17 protein-coding genes are annotated in these 19,031 nt (G+C 70.3%); 6 read left to right on the top strand and 11 right to left on the bottom strand.

The window, feature by feature from the left end:
• A partial coding sequence (locus ABD907_RS08085; RefSeq protein ID WP_486334062.1) for an HNH endonuclease signature motif containing protein occupies positions 1 to 968 on the top strand: 968 nt, incomplete at its 5' end.
• A 131-nt stretch (positions 969 to 1,099) separates the two neighbouring features.
• On the opposite strand, the gene ABD907_RS08090 is transcribed toward ABD907_RS08085, so the two are convergent.
• The 11 genes from ABD907_RS08090 to uvrA form a co-directional block, all read right to left on the bottom strand.
• Positions 1,100 to 1,447 (bottom strand): RNA polymerase-binding protein RbpA, encoded by a 348-nt coding sequence (locus ABD907_RS08090; protein WP_345215741.1) that lies wholly within the window; start codon positions 1,445 to 1,447, stop codon positions 1,100 to 1,102.
• Positions 1,448 to 1,457: 10 nt separating this feature from the next.
• Positions 1,458 to 1,703: a preprotein translocase subunit SecG gene (secG, locus tag ABD907_RS08095; protein ID WP_345215742.1), complete on the bottom strand. Its 246-nt coding sequence runs from the start codon at positions 1,701 to 1,703 to the stop codon at positions 1,458 to 1,460.
• 222 nt (positions 1,704 to 1,925) lie between these two features.
• Positions 1,926 to 2,720, bottom strand: coding sequence for a triose-phosphate isomerase (gene tpiA / locus ABD907_RS08100; protein WP_345215743.1), 795 nt, complete (start codon positions 2,718 to 2,720; stop codon positions 1,926 to 1,928).
• A gap of 83 nt (positions 2,721 to 2,803) precedes the next feature.
• Complete coding sequence (locus ABD907_RS08105) at positions 2,804 to 3,994, bottom strand: phosphoglycerate kinase (RefSeq protein WP_345215744.1); 1,191 nt, start codon at positions 3,992 to 3,994, stop codon at positions 2,804 to 2,806.
• Between the two features lie 220 nt (positions 3,995 to 4,214).
• Positions 4,215 to 5,219 (bottom strand): type I glyceraldehyde-3-phosphate dehydrogenase, encoded by a 1,005-nt coding sequence (gene gap / locus ABD907_RS08110; protein ID WP_345215745.1) that lies wholly within the window; start codon positions 5,217 to 5,219, stop codon positions 4,215 to 4,217.
• Positions 5,220 to 5,406: 187 nt separating this feature from the next.
• A complete protein-coding gene (gene whiA / locus ABD907_RS08115; RefSeq protein ID WP_345215906.1) occupies positions 5,407 to 6,387 on the bottom strand; it encodes a DNA-binding protein WhiA in 981 nt (326 codons plus the stop codon).
• A 20-nt stretch (positions 6,388 to 6,407) separates the two neighbouring features.
• Complete coding sequence (locus ABD907_RS08120) at positions 6,408 to 7,418, bottom strand: gluconeogenesis factor YvcK family protein (protein ID WP_345215746.1); 1,011 nt, start codon at positions 7,416 to 7,418, stop codon at positions 6,408 to 6,410.
• Positions 7,415 to 8,365 carry an RNase adapter RapZ gene (gene rapZ / locus ABD907_RS08125; protein ID WP_345215747.1) on the bottom strand — a complete coding sequence of 317 codons (951 nt, stop codon included), beginning with the start codon at positions 8,363 to 8,365 and terminating at the stop codon, positions 7,415 to 7,417. The genes ABD907_RS08120 and rapZ overlap by 4 nt, the downstream gene beginning before the upstream one ends.
• A gap of 5 nt (positions 8,366 to 8,370) precedes the next feature.
• Positions 8,371 to 10,416: an excinuclease ABC subunit UvrC gene (gene uvrC, locus ABD907_RS08130; protein ID WP_345215748.1), complete on the bottom strand. Its 2,046-nt coding sequence runs from the start codon at positions 10,414 to 10,416 to the stop codon at positions 8,371 to 8,373.
• A 124-nt stretch (positions 10,417 to 10,540) separates the two neighbouring features.
• On the bottom strand, positions 10,541 to 11,023 hold the full coding sequence (locus ABD907_RS08135; protein WP_345215749.1) for an OsmC family protein: 483 nt from the start codon (positions 11,021 to 11,023) through the stop codon (positions 10,541 to 10,543).
• A gap of 212 nt (positions 11,024 to 11,235) precedes the next feature.
• Positions 11,236 to 14,106 carry an excinuclease ABC subunit UvrA gene (uvrA, locus tag ABD907_RS08140; protein ID WP_345215750.1) on the bottom strand — a complete coding sequence of 957 codons (2,871 nt, stop codon included), beginning with the start codon at positions 14,104 to 14,106 and terminating at the stop codon, positions 11,236 to 11,238.
• Between the two features lie 126 nt (positions 14,107 to 14,232).
• Between uvrA and ABD907_RS08145 the strand changes: the two genes are divergently transcribed.
• From ABD907_RS08145 to ABD907_RS08165, 5 genes are read left to right on the top strand one after another with little or no spacing between them, the layout of a single operon-like run.
• The gene (locus tag ABD907_RS08145; protein ID WP_345215751.1) at positions 14,233 to 16,188 is read left to right on the top strand and encodes a glycoside hydrolase family 15 protein; all 1,956 of its coding nucleotides are present in this window, start codon (positions 14,233 to 14,235) and stop codon (positions 16,186 to 16,188) included.
• Positions 16,189 to 16,224: 36 nt separating this feature from the next.
• Positions 16,225 to 16,908 (top strand): MBL fold metallo-hydrolase, encoded by a 684-nt coding sequence (locus ABD907_RS08150; protein ID WP_345215752.1) that lies wholly within the window; start codon positions 16,225 to 16,227, stop codon positions 16,906 to 16,908.
• 51 nt (positions 16,909 to 16,959) lie between these two features.
• Positions 16,960 to 17,712: a 3-oxoadipate enol-lactonase gene (pcaD, locus tag ABD907_RS08155; RefSeq protein ID WP_345215753.1), complete on the top strand. Its 753-nt coding sequence runs from the start codon at positions 16,960 to 16,962 to the stop codon at positions 17,710 to 17,712.
• Between the two features lie 58 nt (positions 17,713 to 17,770).
• The gene (locus ABD907_RS08160; RefSeq protein ID WP_345215754.1) at positions 17,771 to 18,058 is read left to right on the top strand and encodes a YciI family protein; all 288 of its coding nucleotides are present in this window, start codon (positions 17,771 to 17,773) and stop codon (positions 18,056 to 18,058) included.
• On the top strand, positions 18,058 to 19,017 hold the full coding sequence (locus tag ABD907_RS08165; protein WP_345215755.1) for a bile acid:sodium symporter family protein: 960 nt from the start codon (positions 18,058 to 18,060) through the stop codon (positions 19,015 to 19,017). Before ABD907_RS08160 ends, ABD907_RS08165 begins: the two co-directional genes overlap by 1 nt.
• Positions 19,018 to 19,031 lie beyond the last annotated feature (14 nt).

Raw genomic sequence — 19,031 nt, forward strand, 5'->3', positions numbered from 1 at the left:
TGGACCTCGCCCTGGACGGGGCCGCCAAGACCGCCCGCGCCGACGGCGACGCCCGCACCACCGACCAGCTCCGCGCCGACATCCTCACCAGCGTCGGCGCCAGCGCCCTGCGCCACGGCTGGATCGGGCCCCCGCCAGGCCAGCTCCCCCTACCCGAGAACGAACCCACCACCAGCAGCAGCGACAGCGGAGCCAGCGGCAACAGCAGCAGCGGGGCCGAGGGCCCCTGTGCCGGCGCGAGCACCGGCGCTGAGAACACCGGTACCGGCAGCGACCGCGAGACCGATGAATCTCACGGCCCTACCGCCGCCACCGGCGCCGGCGAGGCCGGTGGTGGGTATCGGGTCGGGTCGGTCGGTGGTGCCCCGGTTCAGCTCCGCGTCACCGTCCCGCTATCGACCCTGCTCGGCGGGAACGAACCCGGCGACCTCGACGGCGCCGGACCCATCGACGCCCTCAAAGCCCGCGCCCTGGCCCTGCAGGCCCCCACCTGGCAACGCCTGGTCACCGACCCCATGACCGGGACTGTCATCGACATCGGACGCACCCGCTACAAACCACCGGCCGACCTGGCCCGCCTGGTCCGAGAACGCGACCGCACCTGCGTACGACCCGGCTGCAACACCCGCGCCACCGCCTGCGACCTCGACCACACCACCCCCTTCGCCCACGGCGGGATCACCGCACTGATCAACCTCGGCGCGGTGTGCACCCCGGACCACCGCCACAAGACCCTCGGCGACTACCGCGTCATCCAGCACCCCGGCGGCGTCTTCGACTGGATCTCCAAAACCGGACACACCTACCGCCGAGAAGCCAACGGCACCACCACCCACCACGGACGCAGCACCCCACCACCACCGAAACCCCCAGCACAACACCAGCCCGAGCCGGCCAGCAGCAACCCGACCGAACCCGCTGATCCCGTCGATCCCGCTGATCCCAAGGACGACGAACCACCCTTCTGATTTCGGCAGTTACCGCCCTTCTGACCCGCTCCAGTAACAAGCCCGAGGGACGACTGTGGCCCCCGGCTATCAGCCGGGGGCCACAGTGCGAATTCGTCGAACACCGGATGCGTCTCGATCAGCGGTCTCGGTCAGCCGCCGCGCCGTTCGCGAAGTGCGGCGAGTGCTTCGTCGAGGAGCGCTTCGCCATCCTTCTCCGAGCGACGCTCCTTCACATAGGCCAGGTGCGTCTTGTACGGCTCATTCCTCGGAGCGAGCGGCGGATTCTCCTGGTCCTGGCCGGAAGGTAGTCCACACCGCGGGCAGTCCCACGTCTCAGGGACAACGATGTCCGGTTCCTTCGCGAAACTGGGCCGCACCTCGTGGCCGTTCGAGCACCAGTAGCTCACCCAAACCCGGGGTGCTGCCTCGCCTCGCTCGGATTCTCCCATGGGCCCCGCACCGACGCGCGAACCCCGGATAGCACTTCCGCCAGCCACACGCACTCCCTCAGACGTCGAACTTTTGGATCAGACCGAGCAGCGCCACGGTCACGATCCAGAGAACCGCGACCCCGATCGTGAGTCGGTTGAGGTTGCGCTCGGCGACCCCGGAGGATCCGACAGAGCTCGTCAAGCCACCGCCGAACATGTCGGACAGGCCGCCGCCCCTCCCCTTGTGCAGGAGGACCATCATGATCAGCAAACCGCTGCTGATCACCATCAGCACCTGAAGCGTTATCCGCAGTGCGTCCAAGATCTGTCCTCGTGTCGTCGTGTTGTCTGTGCCAGCAGTTCGGCATCAGCCACCGTCCAGGATAGGCGATGGGTCGCCGTGATCAGGCGAAGTCGTGCCGACTGTCACGGGAGCGCCGCCCGTAGAGCCTCATGAGCGCCTCCACCGCTACCCGAGCACAGTGGGTCTACGCGCCCTCGGAAGAGACCGGATGCCTGTTCGAGTGGCCCGGGCAGCGGTGATCTAGAGCCCCACCTGGTGGTGCTGGTAGCGCACGATTGCCGCGAACTCCTCGGCCTGAAGGCTCGCTCCGCCCACCAGAGCACCGTCGACGTCGTCCTGCGCCATGATCGTGGCAACGTTCGACGACTTCACGGAGCCTCCGTAGAGCACGCGGACCTTGTCCGCGAGCCCCTGCGTGTACAGCTCGGCCAGCCGTGCACGGATCGCCTGGCAGACCTCCTGGGCGTTCTCGGGCGTGGCGACCTCGCCGGTGCCGATCGCCCAGACGGGCTCGTAGGCCACCACGGTCTTCTCAGCCTCGTCCTGGGTCAGGCCCGCGTAGGCCCCGTCGAGCTGCGCGGTCGTGTGCTCGACGTGCTCCCCAGCCTTACGCACGTCGAGACCTTCGCCGACGCAGATGATCGGGCTCATGCCGCCGCCGAGAGCAGCCTTCGCCTTCGCGGCGACGAGCGCGTCGTCCTCCGCGTGGTGCTCGCGTCGCTCGCTGTGCCCGACCACGACGTAGCTCACGCCGAGCTTGGCAAGCATGGCCGCCGAGATCTCCCCGGTGTAGGCACCGGACTCGTGCGCCGAGATGTCCTGGGCGCCGTAGCGGATGTCGAGCTTGTCGCCATCGACCATCGTCTGTACGGAACGGATGTCCGTGAACGGCGGCAGAACCGCGACCTCCACGTCCGCGTAGTCGTGCTTGGCGTCCTGCAGCGTCCAGGCGAGCTTCTGGACGAGCGCGATGGCCTCATGGTGGTCGAGGTTCATCTTCCAGTTGCCCGCCATCAGCGGGGTGCGGTTGGCCATGTCAGTCCTCCGTGTTGATTGTCCGTTTCCTCGCGCTCCGCCGCGTGCGGGTGTTGTTCCTCGCCGCCCACCGTTTGCGCTCGTCAGTCCTCCAGGACGGCGATGCCCGGCAGGGTCTTGCCTTCGAGGAACTCGAGGGACGCTCCCCCGCCGGTCGAGATGTGCGAGAACGTGGACTCGTCGAAACCGAGCTGACGGACGGCTGCGGCCGAGTCCCCGCCGCCGACGATGGTGAAGCCCTCGGCGTCGGACAGCGCCCGCGCGACGGCCTTCGTGCCGGCCGCGAACGCTTCGAACTCAAAGACACCCATGGGACCGTTCCACACAATGGTCTTCGCGTCCGCCAGCTTCGCCGCGAACGCCTGCTGCGACTCCGGCCCGACGTCGAGACCCATCTGGTCGGCCGGCATCGCGTCGGCGGCCACCACGGTCGCCGGCGCGTCGGCCTTGAACTCGGGCGCCACGACGATGTCCGTCGGCAGCACGATCTCGACGCCCTTCTCCTCCGCCTCGGCGAGGTAGCCCTTGACGGCCTCGACCTGGTCATCCTCGAGGAGCGAGCTTCCGACCCCGTAGCCCTTGGCGGCGAGGAACGTGAAAACCATGCCGCCACCGATGATGAGGCGATCGGCCTTGCCCAGCAGGTTCGCGATCACGCCGAGCTTGTCGGAGACCTTCGACCCGCCGAGCACGACGGCGTAGGGCCGCTCGGGACTCTCGGTCGCCCGGGACAGGGACTTGATCTCGGTGAAGACCAGCTTGCCGGCCGCGTGCGGCAGCCGCTGCGCGACGTCGTACACGGACGCCTGCTTGCGGTGCACGACGCCGAAGCCGTCGGAGACGAACACGTCAGCGAGCTCGCTCAGCTCGTCCGCCAGGGCGCCACGCTCGGCGTCGTCCTTGGAAGTCTCGCGAGCGTCGAACCGCACGTTCTCCAGCAGGGCGACCTGGCCGTCGGCGAGACCGGCGACGACGGACCTTGCATCGTCACCGACGACGTCCTTCGCCAGTGCCACCTCGGCACCGAGCAGCTCGCCCAGCCGAGCGGCCACCGGGGCCAGGGAGTACTTCTCGTCGGGCGTGCCCTTCGGCCGGCCCAGGTGTGCCGTGACGACGACACGGGCGCCCTCGGCCAGCAGCGCCTGCAACGTCGGCAGGGCGGCCTTGATACGCCCGTCGTCGGTGATCGTCGTCCCCTCCAGGGGGACGTTGAAGTCGGAGCGGACCAGTACACGCTTGCCGCGCAGGTCGCCCAGGTCCTCGATGGTCTTCACGTGAGGCTCCTCAGCTCAGAGCGAGGCCGCCGGCCAGTGATAGCCGGAGCGGCCGGGGATGGCCAGTGAACAGTCGGCCAGGTGGTCGAACAGTCGGCCAGGCGGCCGGCGAGCAGCCAGCCAGGTGGCCGGTGGACCGTCGGCCCAGAGGTGGCCGGACCATTCACGCGCGGACGCCCGCGTGCACCACGCGGGCACGCGGGCGTCCACCGTCATCGCGTCACAGGCGCTCGCCGACGTACGCGGCGAGCTTGACGAGCGAGTTCGAGTAGCCGTACTCGTTGTCGTACCAGGAGACGACCTTCACCTGGTCGTCGATGACCTTCGTCAGTCCGGAGTCGAAGATGCTCGGATACGGGTTACCGACGATGTCCGCGGACACGATCGGGTCGTCCGTGTAGGCGAGCACGCCCTTCATGGAGCCCTCGGAAGCCTTCTTCATGGCGGCGTTGACCTCGTCGACCGTGACCGAGCGGCTCGCGGTGAAGGTGAGGTCGGTGGCTGAGCCGGTCGGCACAGGAACGCGCAGGGCGTAGCCGTCGAGCTTGCCCTTGAGCTCGGGCAGGACCAGAGAGACGGCCTTCGCGGCGCCCGTCGAGGTCGGGATGATGCTCAGGGCGGCAGCGCGTGCACGGCGCAGGTCCTTGTGCGGACCGTCCTGGAGGTTCTGGTCCGCGGTGTAGGCGTGGACCGTCGTCATGAGGCCTCGCACGATGCCGAACTCGTCGTTCAGGACCTTCGCAAGCGGGGCGAGGCAGTTCGTCGTGCAGGAGGCGTTCGAGATGACGTTGTGGGCGGCCGGGTCGTAGTCGGTGTGGTTCACGCCTACGACGAAGGTCGCGTCCTCGTTCTTGGCGGGCGCGGAGATGATGACCTTCTTCGCACCGGCGTCGATGTGGGCCTTGGCCTTGGTGGCGTCGGTGAAGATGCCGGTCGACTCGATGACGATGTCGGCGCCGAGGTCGCCCCAGGGCAGCTTGGCCGGGTCGCGCTCCTCGAGCGCCGTGAAGCTCTGGCCCCCCACCGTGATCGTGTCCTCGGTGAAGGACACGTCTTCCTTCAGCGGACCGAACACCGAGTCGTACTTCAGCAGGTGCGCGAGGGTCTTGTTGTCGGTCAGGTCGTTGACACCCACGATCTGGATGTCCGCCCCCGATGCCAGCACAGCGCGGGTGAAGTTTCGCCCGATTCGGCCGAAGCCGTTGATGCCGACGCGGATGGTCACAGTGTCCTCCTGGGAGTGCGCCAGCCGGCGCACGCATTCGTCCTATTCGTCAGCACCGCGGAGGGTGCTCCCGGTCCACGGCAACCCGAGCGCGCAGCGCCTGGCGGGTGGCCCGTACCGGCACGGGCGAGTCTACCCACGGCCAGGCGGCGCACCACGCGCAGAGGGCCTCAGCGGACCACCCTTCTCACAGGTCGAGCATGTCCGGGGTGAGCGTGGCCTCGGTGTCCGGGATTCCGAGCTCGTTGGCGCGCCTGTCCGCCATGGCGAGCAGCCTGCGGATCCGTCCGGCGACGGCGTCCTTGGTCAGCGGCGGGTTGGACATCTGGCCGAGCTCCTCGAGGCTCGCCTGCTTGTTCTGCAGCCGCAGCCTGCCGGCCTGGACGAGATGTTCGGGGACGTCTTCACCGAGGATCTCGAACGCGCGCTCCACCCGGGCCCCCGCCGCGACCGCGGCACGGGCCGAGCGCCGCAGGTTCGCGTCGTCGAAGTTCGCGAGGCGGTTCGCGGTGCCGCGCACCTCCCGGCGCATGCGCCGCTCCTCCCACGCGAGGACCGCGTCATGCGCGCCCATGCGTGTCAGCATCGCCGAGATGGCGTCACCGTCACGGATGACGACGCGGTCGATCCCGCGCACCTCACGGGCCTTGGCGACGATGTTCATCCGGCGCGCGGCGCCGACCAGTGCCAGCGCCGCCTCCGGGCCCGGGCAGGTGACTTCCAGCGAGCTGGACCGGCCGGGTTCGGTGAGCGAGCCGTGGGCGAGGAACGCGCCGCGCCAGGCCGCCGTCGCCTCGGCCACGCCGGCCGAGACGACCTGCGGCGGCAGGCCCCGGACGGGTCGGCCGCGGTTGTCCAGCAGGCCGGTCTGTCGGGCCAGCGACTCGCCGTCCCGGATCACCCGGACGACGTAGCGGTTGCCGCGGCGCAGTCCGCCGCCGGAGACGACGACGACGTCGGACTGGTGGCCGTACACGTCGAGCATGGTCTGGCGCAGCCGGCGGGCAGAGACACCGGCGTCCAACTCGGCCTCGACGACGATGCGCCCGGAGATGATGTGCAAGCCGCCCGCGAACCTCAGCGTCGCGGCGACCTCCGCCTTCCGTGCGGAGACCTTGTCCACGCGGGTTCGGGCGAGCTCATCTTTCACGGCAGAGGTCAACGACATGCCGGTCATCTTCGCACTCATCAGGTCGTCTCCCCCGATCGGCCTCGTCCGACGTCACCCAGCACACCCTCGAACGCATCGCGGTACGCGGCCGCCAGACGCAGCGGGTCGTGCCGCGGCGTGCCGTCCCCGACACGGATCTGGCGCAGCACCACCCGCGCGCCGCACGCGTTGGCGGCGTCGGTCAGATCATCGACGTCCTCGACGGCCGTGGGGTCTGCCAGGACCACGTCGAGCCGGAAGTCGGGAGCGGTCTCGCGCAGGCTCCGGACATGGTCGGCCGCCGTCATGTCGTCCGTCTCCCCCACCTGGGCCGAGAGGTTCACGGTCAGCGCCCGCCGCGCCGGCGTGTTGTGCAACGCCTCGGACAGCTCGGGCACGAGCAGGTGCGGGACCACGGAGGTGTACCAGGACCCGGGGCCGAGCACGACCCACTCGGCCTCCCGCACGGCCGCGACCGCCTCAGGACAGGCCGGCGGATTCTCGGGCAGCAGGCGGATCTCCTCGACCCGGCCCGGTTCGACGGCGACGGCGGACTGGCCGTGCACGGTACGCAGCCCGCCGGCCGAGTGCACGTCCGCCTCGATCTCGAGCGGTACCGCCGCCATGGGGAGCACTCGCCCGTGCACGCCGAGCAGTCGTCCCACCATGTCGAGGCCGGCGACCTCGTCCTCGAGCAGCTCCCACAGGGCCACGATGAGGAGATTGCCGACGGCGTGGTTGTCGAGCTCGCCGTCGGAGAGGAAGCGGTGCTGCAGGACGTCCCGCCACAGCAGACCCCAGTCGCCGTCGTCGCACAACGCGGACAGCGCCATGCGCAGGTCACCGGGCGGCAGGACGGACAGCTCGCGGCGCAGCCTGCCCGACGATCCGCCGTCGTCCGCGACGGTGACGACGGCCGTGAGGTCCTTGGTCAGGTGCCGCAGGGCGCCCAGTGTGGCGGCGAGGCCGTGGCCGCCGCCGAGCGCGACGACGGGGGGCCCGGCGGGGCGGCGTCGCACCGAGGTCGGAAGTTCCGGGGATACGGTCATTCGCGCCCCATGTCCCGGTGCAGGGTCCGGACCGACTGGCCGTGGTCCCGCAGCCGCTGAGCGAACATCTCCGCCATCGCCACCGAGCGGTGCTTGCCGCCCGTGCAGCCGACAGCGATCGTCACGAACGGCTTGAGCTCGTTGAGGTAGCCGTTCAGGACCGGGGTAAGGGTGTCGACGTACTGCTCCGCGAACTGCCTCGCGCCCTCTTGTCCCAGCACGTAGTCGCTGACGGCCTGGTCCTGGCCGGTGAGGTGGCGCAGCTCGCTGACCCAGTAGGGGTTCGAGAGGAACCGCACGTCGACGACGTGGTCGGCGTCCAGCGGGAGGCCGTACTTGAACCCGAACGAGACGACCGTCAGCCGCAGCGGGCGGTCGGCGGACTCGCCCGCCACGACCTCGCGCACCTTGCGGGCCAGATCGTGCACCGACAGGTCGGTGGTGTCGATCAGCACGTCGGCGCGCTGGCGCAGGTTCACCAGCAGCGCCCGCTCCTCGGCGATCCCGTCCAGGAGCCGGCCGTCACCCTGCAGCGGGTGCGGCCGCCGGACGGACTCGTAGCGCTTGACGAGCTCGGAGTCCGACGTGTCGAGAAAGACGATCCGGTACTCGGTGCCCTGGGCGCGCAGCTGGTCCAGCACGCCCACGAGCTCGGCGAAAAAGGTTCGCGAGCGGACATCCACGACGGCCGCGAGTCGGCGCACGCCGCCGTCGGCCGGGCTCATCAGGCGCGCGAGCGTCACGAGGAGCCGTGGCGGCAGATTGTCGACGACATACCAGTCGAGGTCCTCGAGCGCCGCAGCGGTGCGCGAGCGGCCCGCGCCGGACATGCCCGTGATGATGAGCAGCTCCGGCGGTTCGTTCGGCGGGAGCCGCGTCGTCTCGTCGAGGACGGGAATGCCCTCGGGGACGGTCGGCGGCCCCCCGTCGCTGCCCGGTGTCTCCATGGTTCTCAGGATGCCAGGTGCTCCGTGGTGCCGCTGTCAGGACCGGCTGCACCGGCATCGGTGGCGTCGTCGTCCGTGGCCACCGGCGTGCCGAGGGACTCGAGCACGGCCTCGGCGGTCCGCGGACCGATGCCCCTGACGGCCGCGACCTGCTCGACGCTCGCGGCCTTGATGTTCTTCACCGAGCCGAACGCCTTGAGCAGCGCCGCCTGCCGCGTGGGACCGAGGCCGGGAACGTCGTCGAGCACCGACCGTGTCATCGCCTTGGCCCGTCGGGAACGGTGGTGGGAGATGGCGAACCGGTGCGACTCGTCGCGCAGGTGCTGCAGCAGGTAGAGCGCCGGCGAGGTACGGGGCAGCACCACCGGGAAGTCTTCGCCGGGCAGCCACACCTCCTCCAGCCGCTTCGCCAGGCCGATCAGGGCGACCTCGTCGATGCCGAGGTCGTCCAGGACGCGTCGGGCGGCGGCCACCTGCGGCTGACCGCCGTCGACGACCACCAGCTGCGGCGGGTACGCGAACTTGCGGGCCCGGCCGGTCTCCGGGTCGACGGGCCCGCTGCGCAGGGGCACGCCGTCGTCGTCCACGGCCGGCGAGCCATCCCCGGCACGCGCCGTCTCGGCACGGGCCGCGTCGCGCTCCGCGACGTAGCGCGTGAACCGGCGGCGCAGGACCTCGTCCATGGCGGCGGTGTCGTCCATGTGACGATCAGTGCCCTCGACCGCTTCTCCGCGCACGACGAACTGCCGGTACTCGGACTTCTTCGGCAGGCCGTCCTCGAAGACCACCATCGAGCCCACCTGGTGCGAGCCCTGCGTGTGCGAGATGTCGTAGCACTCGATCCGCAGCGGAGACTCGGTCAGCTCGACGGCGTCCTGCAGCTCCGAGAGCGCCTGCGAGCGGCTGGTGAGGTCACCGGCCCGGCGCGTCTTGTGCAGGCTCAGCGACTGCACGGCGTTGGTGCGGACGGTGTCGGCGAGGGACTTTTTGTCGCCTCGCTGCGGCACACGGACGGAAACCTTCGACCCCCGCAGGCCTGTCAGCCATGCCGCCATGCCGTCCGGGTCGGTCGGCAGGTAGGGCACGAGGACCTCACGGGGCACCGTGGTGGTCGGGTTGTCGCCGTAGACCTGCTGCAGCAGGTGCTCGACGAGTCCGGGCTCGTCGAGCGCCTCGACCCGCTCGACCACCCAGCCGCGCTGGCCGCGGATGCGCCCGCCGCGCACGTGGAAGACCTGGACGCTGGCCTCGAGCTCGTCGGCCGCGAGGCCGAAGACGTCGGCGTCGGTGCGGTCGGGCAGCACCACGGCGTTCTTCTCCACGACCCGGCGCAGCGCCGCGGCGTCGTCACGACGCCGGGCGGCCGCCTCGTAGTCCTGGTCCGCGGCCGCCGCCTTCATCTCGCGCTCGACCCGCCGCAGGTAGGGCCCGGTCTCGCCGTCCATGAAACGGCAGAACTCCTCGGCCAGGGCACGGTGGTCCTCCGGGGAGATCCGGCCCACGCACGGCGCGGAGCACTTGTCGATGTAGCCCAGCAGGCAGGGCCGGCCGGAAGACTGCGCTCGACGGTAGACACCCGGCGAGCAGGTCCGGACCGGGAAGACGCGGAGCAGCTGGTCCACCGTCTCGCGGATCGCCCAGGCGTGGCTGTACGGGCCGAAGTACCGCGTGCCGGACCGCTTGGCGCCGCGCATGACCTGCACCCGGGGGATCTCCTCACCCATCGTCACGGCCAGGAACGGGTAGGACTTGTCGTCGCGGTACTTCACGTTGAACCGCGGGTCGAACTCCTTGATCCACGAGTACTCGAGCGCCAGCGACTCCACCTCGGTGCCGACGACCGTCCACTCGACGGACGCCGCCGTGGTGACCATCTGCTGGGTGCGCGGGTGCAGCGCGGTGATGTCCTGGAAGTAGGAGTTGAGCCGATTACGCAGGCTCTTGGCCTTGCCAACGTAGATGACGCGCCCGTGCGGGTCGCGGAAACGGTAGACCCCCGGCTGGTCAGGCACCTCGCCCGGTCTCGGACGGTAGGTGGACGGATCGGCCATACGTTCGAGGGTACGTCAGCGCGCAGACGGCCCGGGGGCCCGCGAAGGCGACGCGACGGCGTCGGTCGGGCCGCCGGGCGTCAGGCACTGGTGACAGGGACGTCAGGCGCTGGTGACACGGGCGTCAGGCGCTGGCGACAGGGACCGGGACGGGCTCGACGATGACGGGGAAGCCGACCGACCGGGCCAGGTGGTTGTACTCGCGTGCCTCGTGGTGCAGCCGGGCCGCCAGCTCCTCGGTGATGCCCGGGTCTCCGTAGGTCACGTGCGGCCGGAGCACGACCTCGACGAACGGCCCGGAGCCGGCGCCCTCGACGCGCTGGGTGGCGGTCGCCTTGTCCGAGTACCCGGTCACGACGATGTCCCGCTTGGCGGCGATGCGCAGCAACCACAACATCTGTGCCTGCGCGAGTGCGCCCACGAACAGCTCCTCGGCGCGGTAGCGGCTGACGTCGGTACGCACCTTGAGGTCCGAGGTGGCGAGCAGCGTGGGCTTGCCCTCCACGCGCACCTCGTGGTCCCGCGAGTAGCTCGTGTAGCTCGCGGTGCCACGCTCGTCCGCCCCGGTCCAGTCGACGTTGACGTTGTAGGTCTGGAGAGCTCCCATGCACCAACGGTAGTCACAACCCTGCTGCGGCGGGCCTGTGTCGGCCGCGGCCATGCCCGGGTGTCGCAGATGTCGCTCGTGGACCGGGGCGGCGCCGCGGCCGTCCGTGCTCCGGCCGCGAGCTCGTACGCGGGGCAGGCCCCATGCTCCGCGTGCTGCTCGAGCGTGGTGCTCGAGGTGCGGCTCGAGCGTGGTGCCTCACCGCGACGCCGTCATACCGCGGCGGCCTCCCTGTTATCGGCGTCGACGGCGTCGAACATGTCCGCCAGGAACTGCCCGGTGTACGACTCCGGCACCCGGGCGACCCGCTCGGGCGTACCCGTCGCCACCACGGTGCCGCCGCCGTTGCCGCCTTCCGGGCCCATGTCGATGACCCAGTCGGCGTTCTTGACGACGTCGAGGTTGTGCTCGATGACGATGACGGTGTTGCCCTTGTCCACCAGTCCCTGCAGCACCATGAGCAGCTTGCGGATGTCCTCGAAGTGCAGGCCGGTGGTCGGCTCATCGAGCACGTACACGGTGCGGCCCGAGGACCTCTTCTGCAGCTCGGAGGCGAGCTTCACGCGCTGCGCCTCGCCGCCGGACAGGGTCGGCGCGGGTTGGCCGAGGCGGACGTAACCGAGCCCCACGTCGACGAGTGTGCGCAGGTGCCGCGTGATCGCCGGCACCGCACCGAAGAAGTCCGCGGCCTCCTCGATCGGCATGTCGAGCACCTCGGCGACGGTCTTGCCCTTGAAGTGCACCTCCAGCGTCTCGCGGTTGTACCGCGCTCCCTGGCACACCTCGCACGGCACGTACACGTCCGGGAGGAAGTTCATCTCGATCTTGATGGTGCCGTCACCCTTGCAGGCCTCGCACCGGCCGCCCTTGACGTTGAAGGAGAACCGACCGGGCCCGTAACCGCGGATCTTCGACTCGGTGGTATCGGCAAACAGCTTGCGCACGTGGTCCCACACCCCCGTGTACGTCGCCGCGTTGGACCGCGGGGTCCGTCCGATCGGCGACTGGTCCACGTGGACGACCTTGTCTAGATCGTCCAGCCCGGTGACCCGCCTGTGTCGCCCCGGCACCGACTTCGCCCGGTTGAGCTCCCTGGCCAGCGCCCGGTACAGGATGCCGTTCACGAGCGTCGACTTCCCGGAACCGGACACGCCGGTCACACCGATGAACGTCCCGAGCGGGAAGCTGACGTTGATGTCCTTGAGGTTGTTCTCGGTCGCTCCGACGACGGTGAGCTGGCGCTTCTTGTCGATCTTTCGTCGGATCGCCGGCGTCGGGATCGTGCGGCGCCGAGCGAGGTAGGCACCGGTGACCGACTCCTCGACCTCCAGCAGCTCCGGCAGGTGCCCGGAGTGGACCACCTTGCCGCCGTGCTCCCCGGCGCCCGGGCCGATGTCGACGATCCAGTCGGCGGAGCGGATGGTGTCTTCGTCGTGCTCGACGACGATGAGGGTGTTGCCGAGGTTCCGCAGCCGGCTGAGGGTGTCGATGAGCCGCCGATTGTCGCGCTGGTGCAGCCCGATGCTCGGCTCGTCGAGGACGTAGAGCACGCCGACCAGCCCGGAACCGATCTGGGTGGCCAGCCGGATCCGCTGCGCCTCCCCGCCGGAGAGCGTCGCCGCTCCTCGGGAGAGCGTGAGGTAGTCGAGGCCCACGTCCAGGAGGAAGCCGAGCCGGGCGTGGATCTCCTTCAGCACCTGAGCCGCGATGGCCGCCTCACGGTGACCGAGCTCCAGAGAGTCCAGAAAGACCTTGGCGTCCGCGATCGACAGGTCGCAGAGCTCCGCGATGTTGAGGTCGCCGACCCGCACGGCGAGCACCTCGGGCTTCAGGCGGGCACCGTGGCACACGGGGCACGGAATCTGCCGCATGTAGCCCTCGTAGCGCTCGCGGGACCACTCGGACTCCGTCTCGGCGTGCTTGCGCTTGACGAAGTTGACGACGCCCTCAAAGCCGGACGTGTACGCGCGCTCCCGGCCCCACCGGTTGCGGTACCGGACGCGAACCTCGTAGTCCTTGCCGTGCAGGACAGCGTCCTTGGCGCGGCGCGGCAGTGCGCGCCACGGCACGTCGACCGAGAACTCGAGCTGCTCGCCCAGCGCGCGGAGCTGCCGCAGGAAGTAGTCGCCCTGCGCGGCCCACGGGGTGATGGCGCCTTCCGCGAGGCTGAGCTCCTCGTCCGGCACGACGAGCTCCGGATCCACCTCGAGCCGCGTCCCGAGACCGGTGCACCCCGGGCAGGCACCGTAGGGGGCGTTGAACGAGAAGGTGCGGGGCTCGACCTCCTCGAGGGAGAGCTCATGGTCGTTGGGGCAGGCGCGCTTCTCGGAGAAGCGCCGCTCCCGCTCGGGGTCGTCGGCGTCCAGATCGACGAGGTCGACCAGCACGAGGCCGTCGGCCAAGCGCAGCGCCGTCTCGACCGAGTCGGTGAGGCGCTGACGCACGTTCTCGCGCACCACGAGCCGGTCGACGACCACCTCGATGTCGTGCTTCAGCTTCTTCTCGAGAGCCGGCGGCTCCGACAGCTGGACGACCTCACCGTCCACCCGCGCCCGTGCGAAGCCCTGCGCCTGCAGCTCACGGAAGACGTCGGCGTACTCGCCCTTACGGCCTCGCACAACAGGCGCGAGCACCTGGAACCGAGTGCCCTCGGGCATCTCGCGAAGGCGGTCGACGATCTGCTGCGGCGTCTGGGCGACGACCGGCTCACCACATACCGGGCAGTACTGGGTGCCGGCACGCGAGAACAGCAGACGGAGGTAGTCGTAGACCTCGGTGATCGTGCCGACGGTCGAGCGCGGGTTGCGGTTCGTCGACTTCTGGTCGATCGACACCGCGGGCGAGAGACCCTCGATGAAATCGACGTCGGGCTTGTCCATCTGCCCGAGGAACTGGCGCGCGTAGGCACTCAAGGACTCGACGTAGCGCCGCTGCCCCTCCGCGAAGATGGTGTCGAACGCCAACGACGACTTCCCGGAGCCCGACAGGCCCGTGAAGACGATCAGTTGGTCGCGCGGGAGGTCGAGGCTGACGTTCCGGAGGTTGTGCTCGCGCGCACCGCGCACGAGTAGCTCGTCACTCACCCGGCGATGATAAGTCCGCCGACCAACGCTCGTACACTCGTTCGACGGCGTGTCTTGCCTGCTGGTCCGTGAGTCCGGTCACCATAGCCATCGCCGGCCCGCTCGGCGTCTGTCAGGATGCACGTGATGCCTCTCCCTCCGAACCTTTCCCAAGCACCCGGGCTCGTCCCCATCGGGGACTACGCCGCCATCGGGGACGCCCGCACGGTCGCCCTCGTCTCGCACGAGGGATCGGTGGACTGGCTCTGCCTGCCGTGGCTCGACTCGCCCGCGGTGTTCGCCGCCCTGCTCGGCACGCCGGAGAACGGTCGGTGGCGACTAGCCGCCGTCGCCGACGACGACGAGGGCGACGGCGAAGGTGACGACGGCGACGGCGACTCCGGCGGGGTCACGGCGGAGCGCCGGTACCGCGGTGACAGCTTCGTCCTGGAGACCACCTGGACGACGCCGACCGGTAGCGCCCGCGTCATCGACGCCATGCCCCTGGGTGACGACCGGTCGGACCTGGTCCGCCGCGTCGAGGGCGTCAGCGGTTCCGTGACGTTCGAGCACGAGTGGCTGGTGCGGTTCGGGTACGGCAAGACCACGCCCTGGGTGCACCGCGTGCGCACGAAGGACGGCGCCGAGGCGATCCGCGCCGTCGCGGGGCCGGACTCCCTGACGCTGGAGGGCGATCGCCTGCCACGCGGCGACCGGCGCAAGCACGCGGACCGGTTCACCGTCTCCGCCGGTGAGACGGTCGACCACGTGCTGACGTGGTCGCGCTCCTGGTTGCCGGTCCCGGATCTGCCCGACGTCGACGCGGCGCTGGCGGAGACCGAGGAGATCTGGGGCCAGTGGGCGCGCAGCACCACCTACTCCGGCCCGCACCGCGAGACCGTCGTCCGGTCCCTGCTGGTGCTGAACCTGCTGACGCAGGAGCCGACGGGAGGCATCGCGGCGGCCGCCACCACGTCGTTGCCCGAGGAGATCGGCGGCGAGCGCAACTGGGACTACCGGTTCTCCTGGCTCCGGGACGCGGCCCTGACCGTGGAGGCCCTGATCGAGCTGGGCTTCCGCGACGAGGTCGAGCAGTGGCGGGCCTGGCTCCTTCGGGCGGTCGCGGGCGACCCCGAGAACCTGCAGATCATGTACCGGCTGGACGGCTCGCGGGACCTGCCCGAGCGCGAGCTCGAGCACCTGACCGGATACGCCGGCTCCACGCCGGTCCGGATCGGCAACGCTGCCGTTGACCAGCACCAGAACGACGTCCTCGGCGAAGTCATGCTCGCTCTCGACCTCGCCCGCCGCAACGGCGTCGAGGGCGACCACGACGCCTGGGCCCTGCAGCGCGTGCTGGTGAACAAGATGGTCGATCACTGGCGCGAGCCCGACCACGGAATCTGGGAGATCCGTGGACCGCTGCGCCACTTCACCCACTCCAAGGTGATGTGCTGGGCCGCGCTGGACTGCGCGGTCCGCGCCGTCGAGGAGCACGGGATGGAGGGTCCGGTGGAGCAGTGGCGCGCCGTGCGTGACGAGGTGCGCGAAGACGTGCTCTCCCAGGGCTACGACGAGGAGCTCGGCTCGTTCGTGCAGTACTACGGCGGCAAGGCGGTCGACGCCTCGTTGCTGCAGCTCGTGGCCGTCGGGTTCCTCCCGCCCGACGACCCACGCATCCTGGGCACGGTCGACCGCGTGCGGGCCGAGCTCGCCGACGGCCCCTGGGTGAACCGGTATCGCACGGAGACCGGGGTCGACGGCCTCGCCGGCGGCGAACATCCCTTCCTCGCCTGCTGCTTCTGGCTCGTGGACGCCCTCGCCCGCACGGGCGACGTCGAGACGGCAACGGCGTACATGGACGAGCTGGTCGACGCCGCGAACGACCTCGGGCTCTTCGCCGAGGAGTTCGACCAGCACCAGCAACGATTCACCGGGAACTTCCCCCAGGCGTTCTCGCACCTCACCCTCGTGCGCGCCGCGTACTCCCTGCAGGCCGCCACGGAGGCCCGCACCGAGGCTCGTGAACCGGTCGGGGCCGATGCCGGCGAGCTGGAGTCGGTCGAGACTCCCGGTCCCGTCGGCGAGGAACGCAAGGAGTAGGCGTGCCGAGGAGCAGGGCTCGGAAAGGAGCAAGAGATGGCTGACGACCTGCTGGCGGATGCCCACGCCGAACCCGGTGGACCGAGTGTGGTCCACCGGCTCGGCGCGGTCACGGTGCGCAAGGCCTCCGTCTCGCGCGAGGACAACAACGCCTACCTGATCACCTCGGGCGACGGCAGCCAGCTGCTGGTCGACGCCGCCGACGACCCAGAGCGGGTGCTCGCACTCGTCGCCGAGGGCACCGGCAGCCTGCCCGCGGTCGTCACCACGCATCGTCACTGGGACCACCACCGCGCCCTGGCGGCCGTCGTGGAGGCCACCGCGGCTCAGGTGCTCGCCGGCGCCGAGGACGCTCGGGAGCTGCCGGTGGCGGCCACCCGGACGCTCTCGCACGGGGACGCGATCGTCGTCGGCGATGTCGAGCTGGAGGTCGTCGCGCTCCGCGGGCACACGCCCGGCTCCGTCGCACTCGCCCTGCGCGAGGACGACGACGGACCGCAACCAGGGCGGGTCCACCTGTTCACGGGCGACAGCCTCTTCCCGGGCGGCGTGGGCAGGACCTGGTCCCCCGACGACTTCCGGATGCTCATCACCGACGTCGAAGTACGTGTCTTCGCTCGGTTCGACGACGACACCCGCGTCTACCCGGGTCACGGCGACGACACCACGCTGGGTGCCGAACGACCGCACCTGCCCGAGTGGCGAGCGCGAGGTTGGTGAGGCCTGACCGGCGATGTTGCTGCTGGTGAGGCTCCCGTAGCCTGACGACCCATGATCGTTCACCACGAGACCACCGGTGACCCGGCCCGCCCGACCGTCGTGCTGTCCAACTCCCTCGGGACCGACCTCGCCCTCTGGGCGCCTCAGGTCGCGGCGCTGGCCGAGCGCTTTCACGTCGTGCGATACGACAGCCGGGGTCACGGCCGCTCCCCCGTCCCGGCCGGGCCGTACACGATCGAGGACCTCGGTGGCGACGTCGTCGCCCTGCTCGACCACCTCGGCATCGAGCGGGCCCACGTCGTCGGCATCTCGATCGGCGGCCTGACGGGGCAGCACCTCGCCGTCGCGCACCGCGACCGGGTGGACCGCCTCGTCGTCGCCGACACCGCCGCCAAGATCGGTGAACCGAAGACCTGGCGCGAGCGCGCCGCACTCGTGACACGTGACGGGATGTCGGCCGTCGCGTCCGGCGTCGTCGAACGCTGGCTGACGCCGGAGCACGCCGCCGCCCACCCGGAAAAGGTCAGGTGGCTGACCGAGATGCTGCTCGCCACCGACCCCACCGGCTACGCCGCCACGTGCGAGGTGCTGGCGACGACAGACCTGCGCGAGTCGATCGCCGGCATCACCGCGCCGACGCTCGCCATCGGTGCCACCGGCGACGTCCCGACCCCGCCCAGCGCCACCCGGGCGATCGCGGAGGCCGTGCCCGGAGGGCAGTACCGGGAGGTCGACGCCGCCCACATCTCCAACGTCGAGGCGGCCGAAGACTTCACCAGCGCGCTGCTGGACTTCCTGGCGTGAGGGTGCCCAAGCGCCGGCCCCGCAGGACAGCGTTGCCCCGGTCGGTAACCTGTCGTTCATGACCCTCTACGCCGTCGAGTACGTGTACGACCAGAGCCGCACGACGGACGTGGAGACCCTGCGTCCGCAGCACCGGGAGTTCCTTCAGGCTCTGCACGAGGACGGGGTGCTCGTCGCCTCCGGCCCTTGGCAGGACGCGGCCGCGCCCGGTGCGCTGCTCCTCGTCAAGGGCGAGGACCACGACAGCGTGCTGCACCAGCTCGACCGAGACCCGTTCCACCGCGCGCATCTCATCGTGCGCCGCACGGCCCGGGCCTGGAACCCGGTCATCGGCTCGCTCTCCTGATGGCGCGAGTCGTCCGCTGGGTCGACCCGTTCATCCTCACCCTCGTCGCCATCCTGGCGCTCGGCATCCTGGTGCCGGTGCCCGCCGGCGCGCGCCAGGTCATCTCCGTGGCGAGCGGCGTCGCCGTCACGGTGCTGTTCCTGGTCTACGGCATGCGGCTGTCGACCCGCGAGGTTCTCGGTGGCCTGCGGAACATCCGGCTGCAGGGTGCGATCCTCGCCTCCACCTACGTCCTCTTCCCGCTCCTCGGCCTGGGCCTGCACGCACTGACCGGGTCGCTGATCGGGGCGTCGCTGGCCACCGGCCTGCTCTTCCTCACCCTGCTGCCCTCGACGGTGCAGTCCTCGGTCGCCTTCACCTCGATCGCCCGCGGAAATGTCGCGGGAGCGCTGTGCGGAGCCACGATCTCCAACGTGCTCGGCATGGTGCTCACGCCGCTGCTGGTGCTCGTCGTCATGGAGGAGAGGGGCGCGGTGAGCCTCGACGGGTTGCGCGGCGTGCTCCTGCAGCTGCTGCTGCCCTTCGTGGTCGGGCAGCTGCTGCAGCCGTTCGTCGGCTCCTGGATCCGGGCCCGCCGAGCCCTCACCCTCGGCGTCGACCGAGGGACCATCCTCATCGTGGTCCTCGGTGCCGTCACCACCGCCACCGCCGACGGCGTCTGGCGCACCGTCTCGTGGGGCATGGTCGCCCTGCTGCTCGCGCTCTGCGCGCTGATCCTCGCCGTGATGCTCGCGGCGACGTGGTGGGGCGGTCGTATCCTCGGGCTCGGTCGGCCGGACCGGATCGCGCTGCTCATGGGCGGCTCGAAGAAGTCGCTCGCGACCGGCCTTCCGATGGCTGCCGTGCTCTTCCCGGTGGCCACGGCCGCCGTCGTCGCGGTCCCGGTGATCGTGTTCCACCAGCTGCAGCTGATCGTATGCGCTGTCATTGCCCGCCGGTTGGCGCGCCACGGCGCGTGACGAACGGCGTCGCC

The organism is Georgenia halophila, assembly GCF_039541595.1.

Coding starts and splice junctions, on each gene's coding strand:
- ABD907_RS08160 (WP_345215754.1), top strand. CDS start 17,771: ATGACCCTCTACGCCGTCGAGTACGTGTACGACCAGAGCCGCACGACG.
- ABD907_RS08135 (WP_345215749.1), bottom strand. CDS start 11,023: ATGGGAGCTCTCCAGACCTACAACGTCAACGTCGACTGGACCGGGGCG.
- ABD907_RS08165 (WP_345215755.1), top strand. CDS start 18,058: ATGGCGCGAGTCGTCCGCTGGGTCGACCCGTTCATCCTCACCCTCGTC.
- pcaD (WP_345215753.1), top strand. CDS start 16,960: ATGATCGTTCACCACGAGACCACCGGTGACCCGGCCCGCCCGACCGTC.
- whiA (WP_345215906.1), bottom strand. CDS start 6,387: ATGTCGTTGACCTCTGCCGTGAAAGATGAGCTCGCCCGAACCCGCGTG.
- rapZ (WP_345215747.1), bottom strand. CDS start 8,365: ATGGAGACACCGGGCAGCGACGGGGGGCCGCCGACCGTCCCCGAGGGC.
- ABD907_RS08150 (WP_345215752.1), top strand. CDS start 16,225: ATGGCTGACGACCTGCTGGCGGATGCCCACGCCGAACCCGGTGGACCG.
- tpiA (WP_345215743.1), bottom strand. CDS start 2,720: ATGGCCAACCGCACCCCGCTGATGGCGGGCAACTGGAAGATGAACCTC.
- ABD907_RS08145 (WP_345215751.1), top strand. CDS start 14,233: ATGCCTCTCCCTCCGAACCTTTCCCAAGCACCCGGGCTCGTCCCCATC.
- uvrC (WP_345215748.1), bottom strand. CDS start 10,416: ATGGCCGATCCGTCCACCTACCGTCCGAGACCGGGCGAGGTGCCTGAC.
- ABD907_RS08120 (WP_345215746.1), bottom strand. CDS start 7,418: ATGACCGTATCCCCGGAACTTCCGACCTCGGTGCGACGCCGCCCCGCC.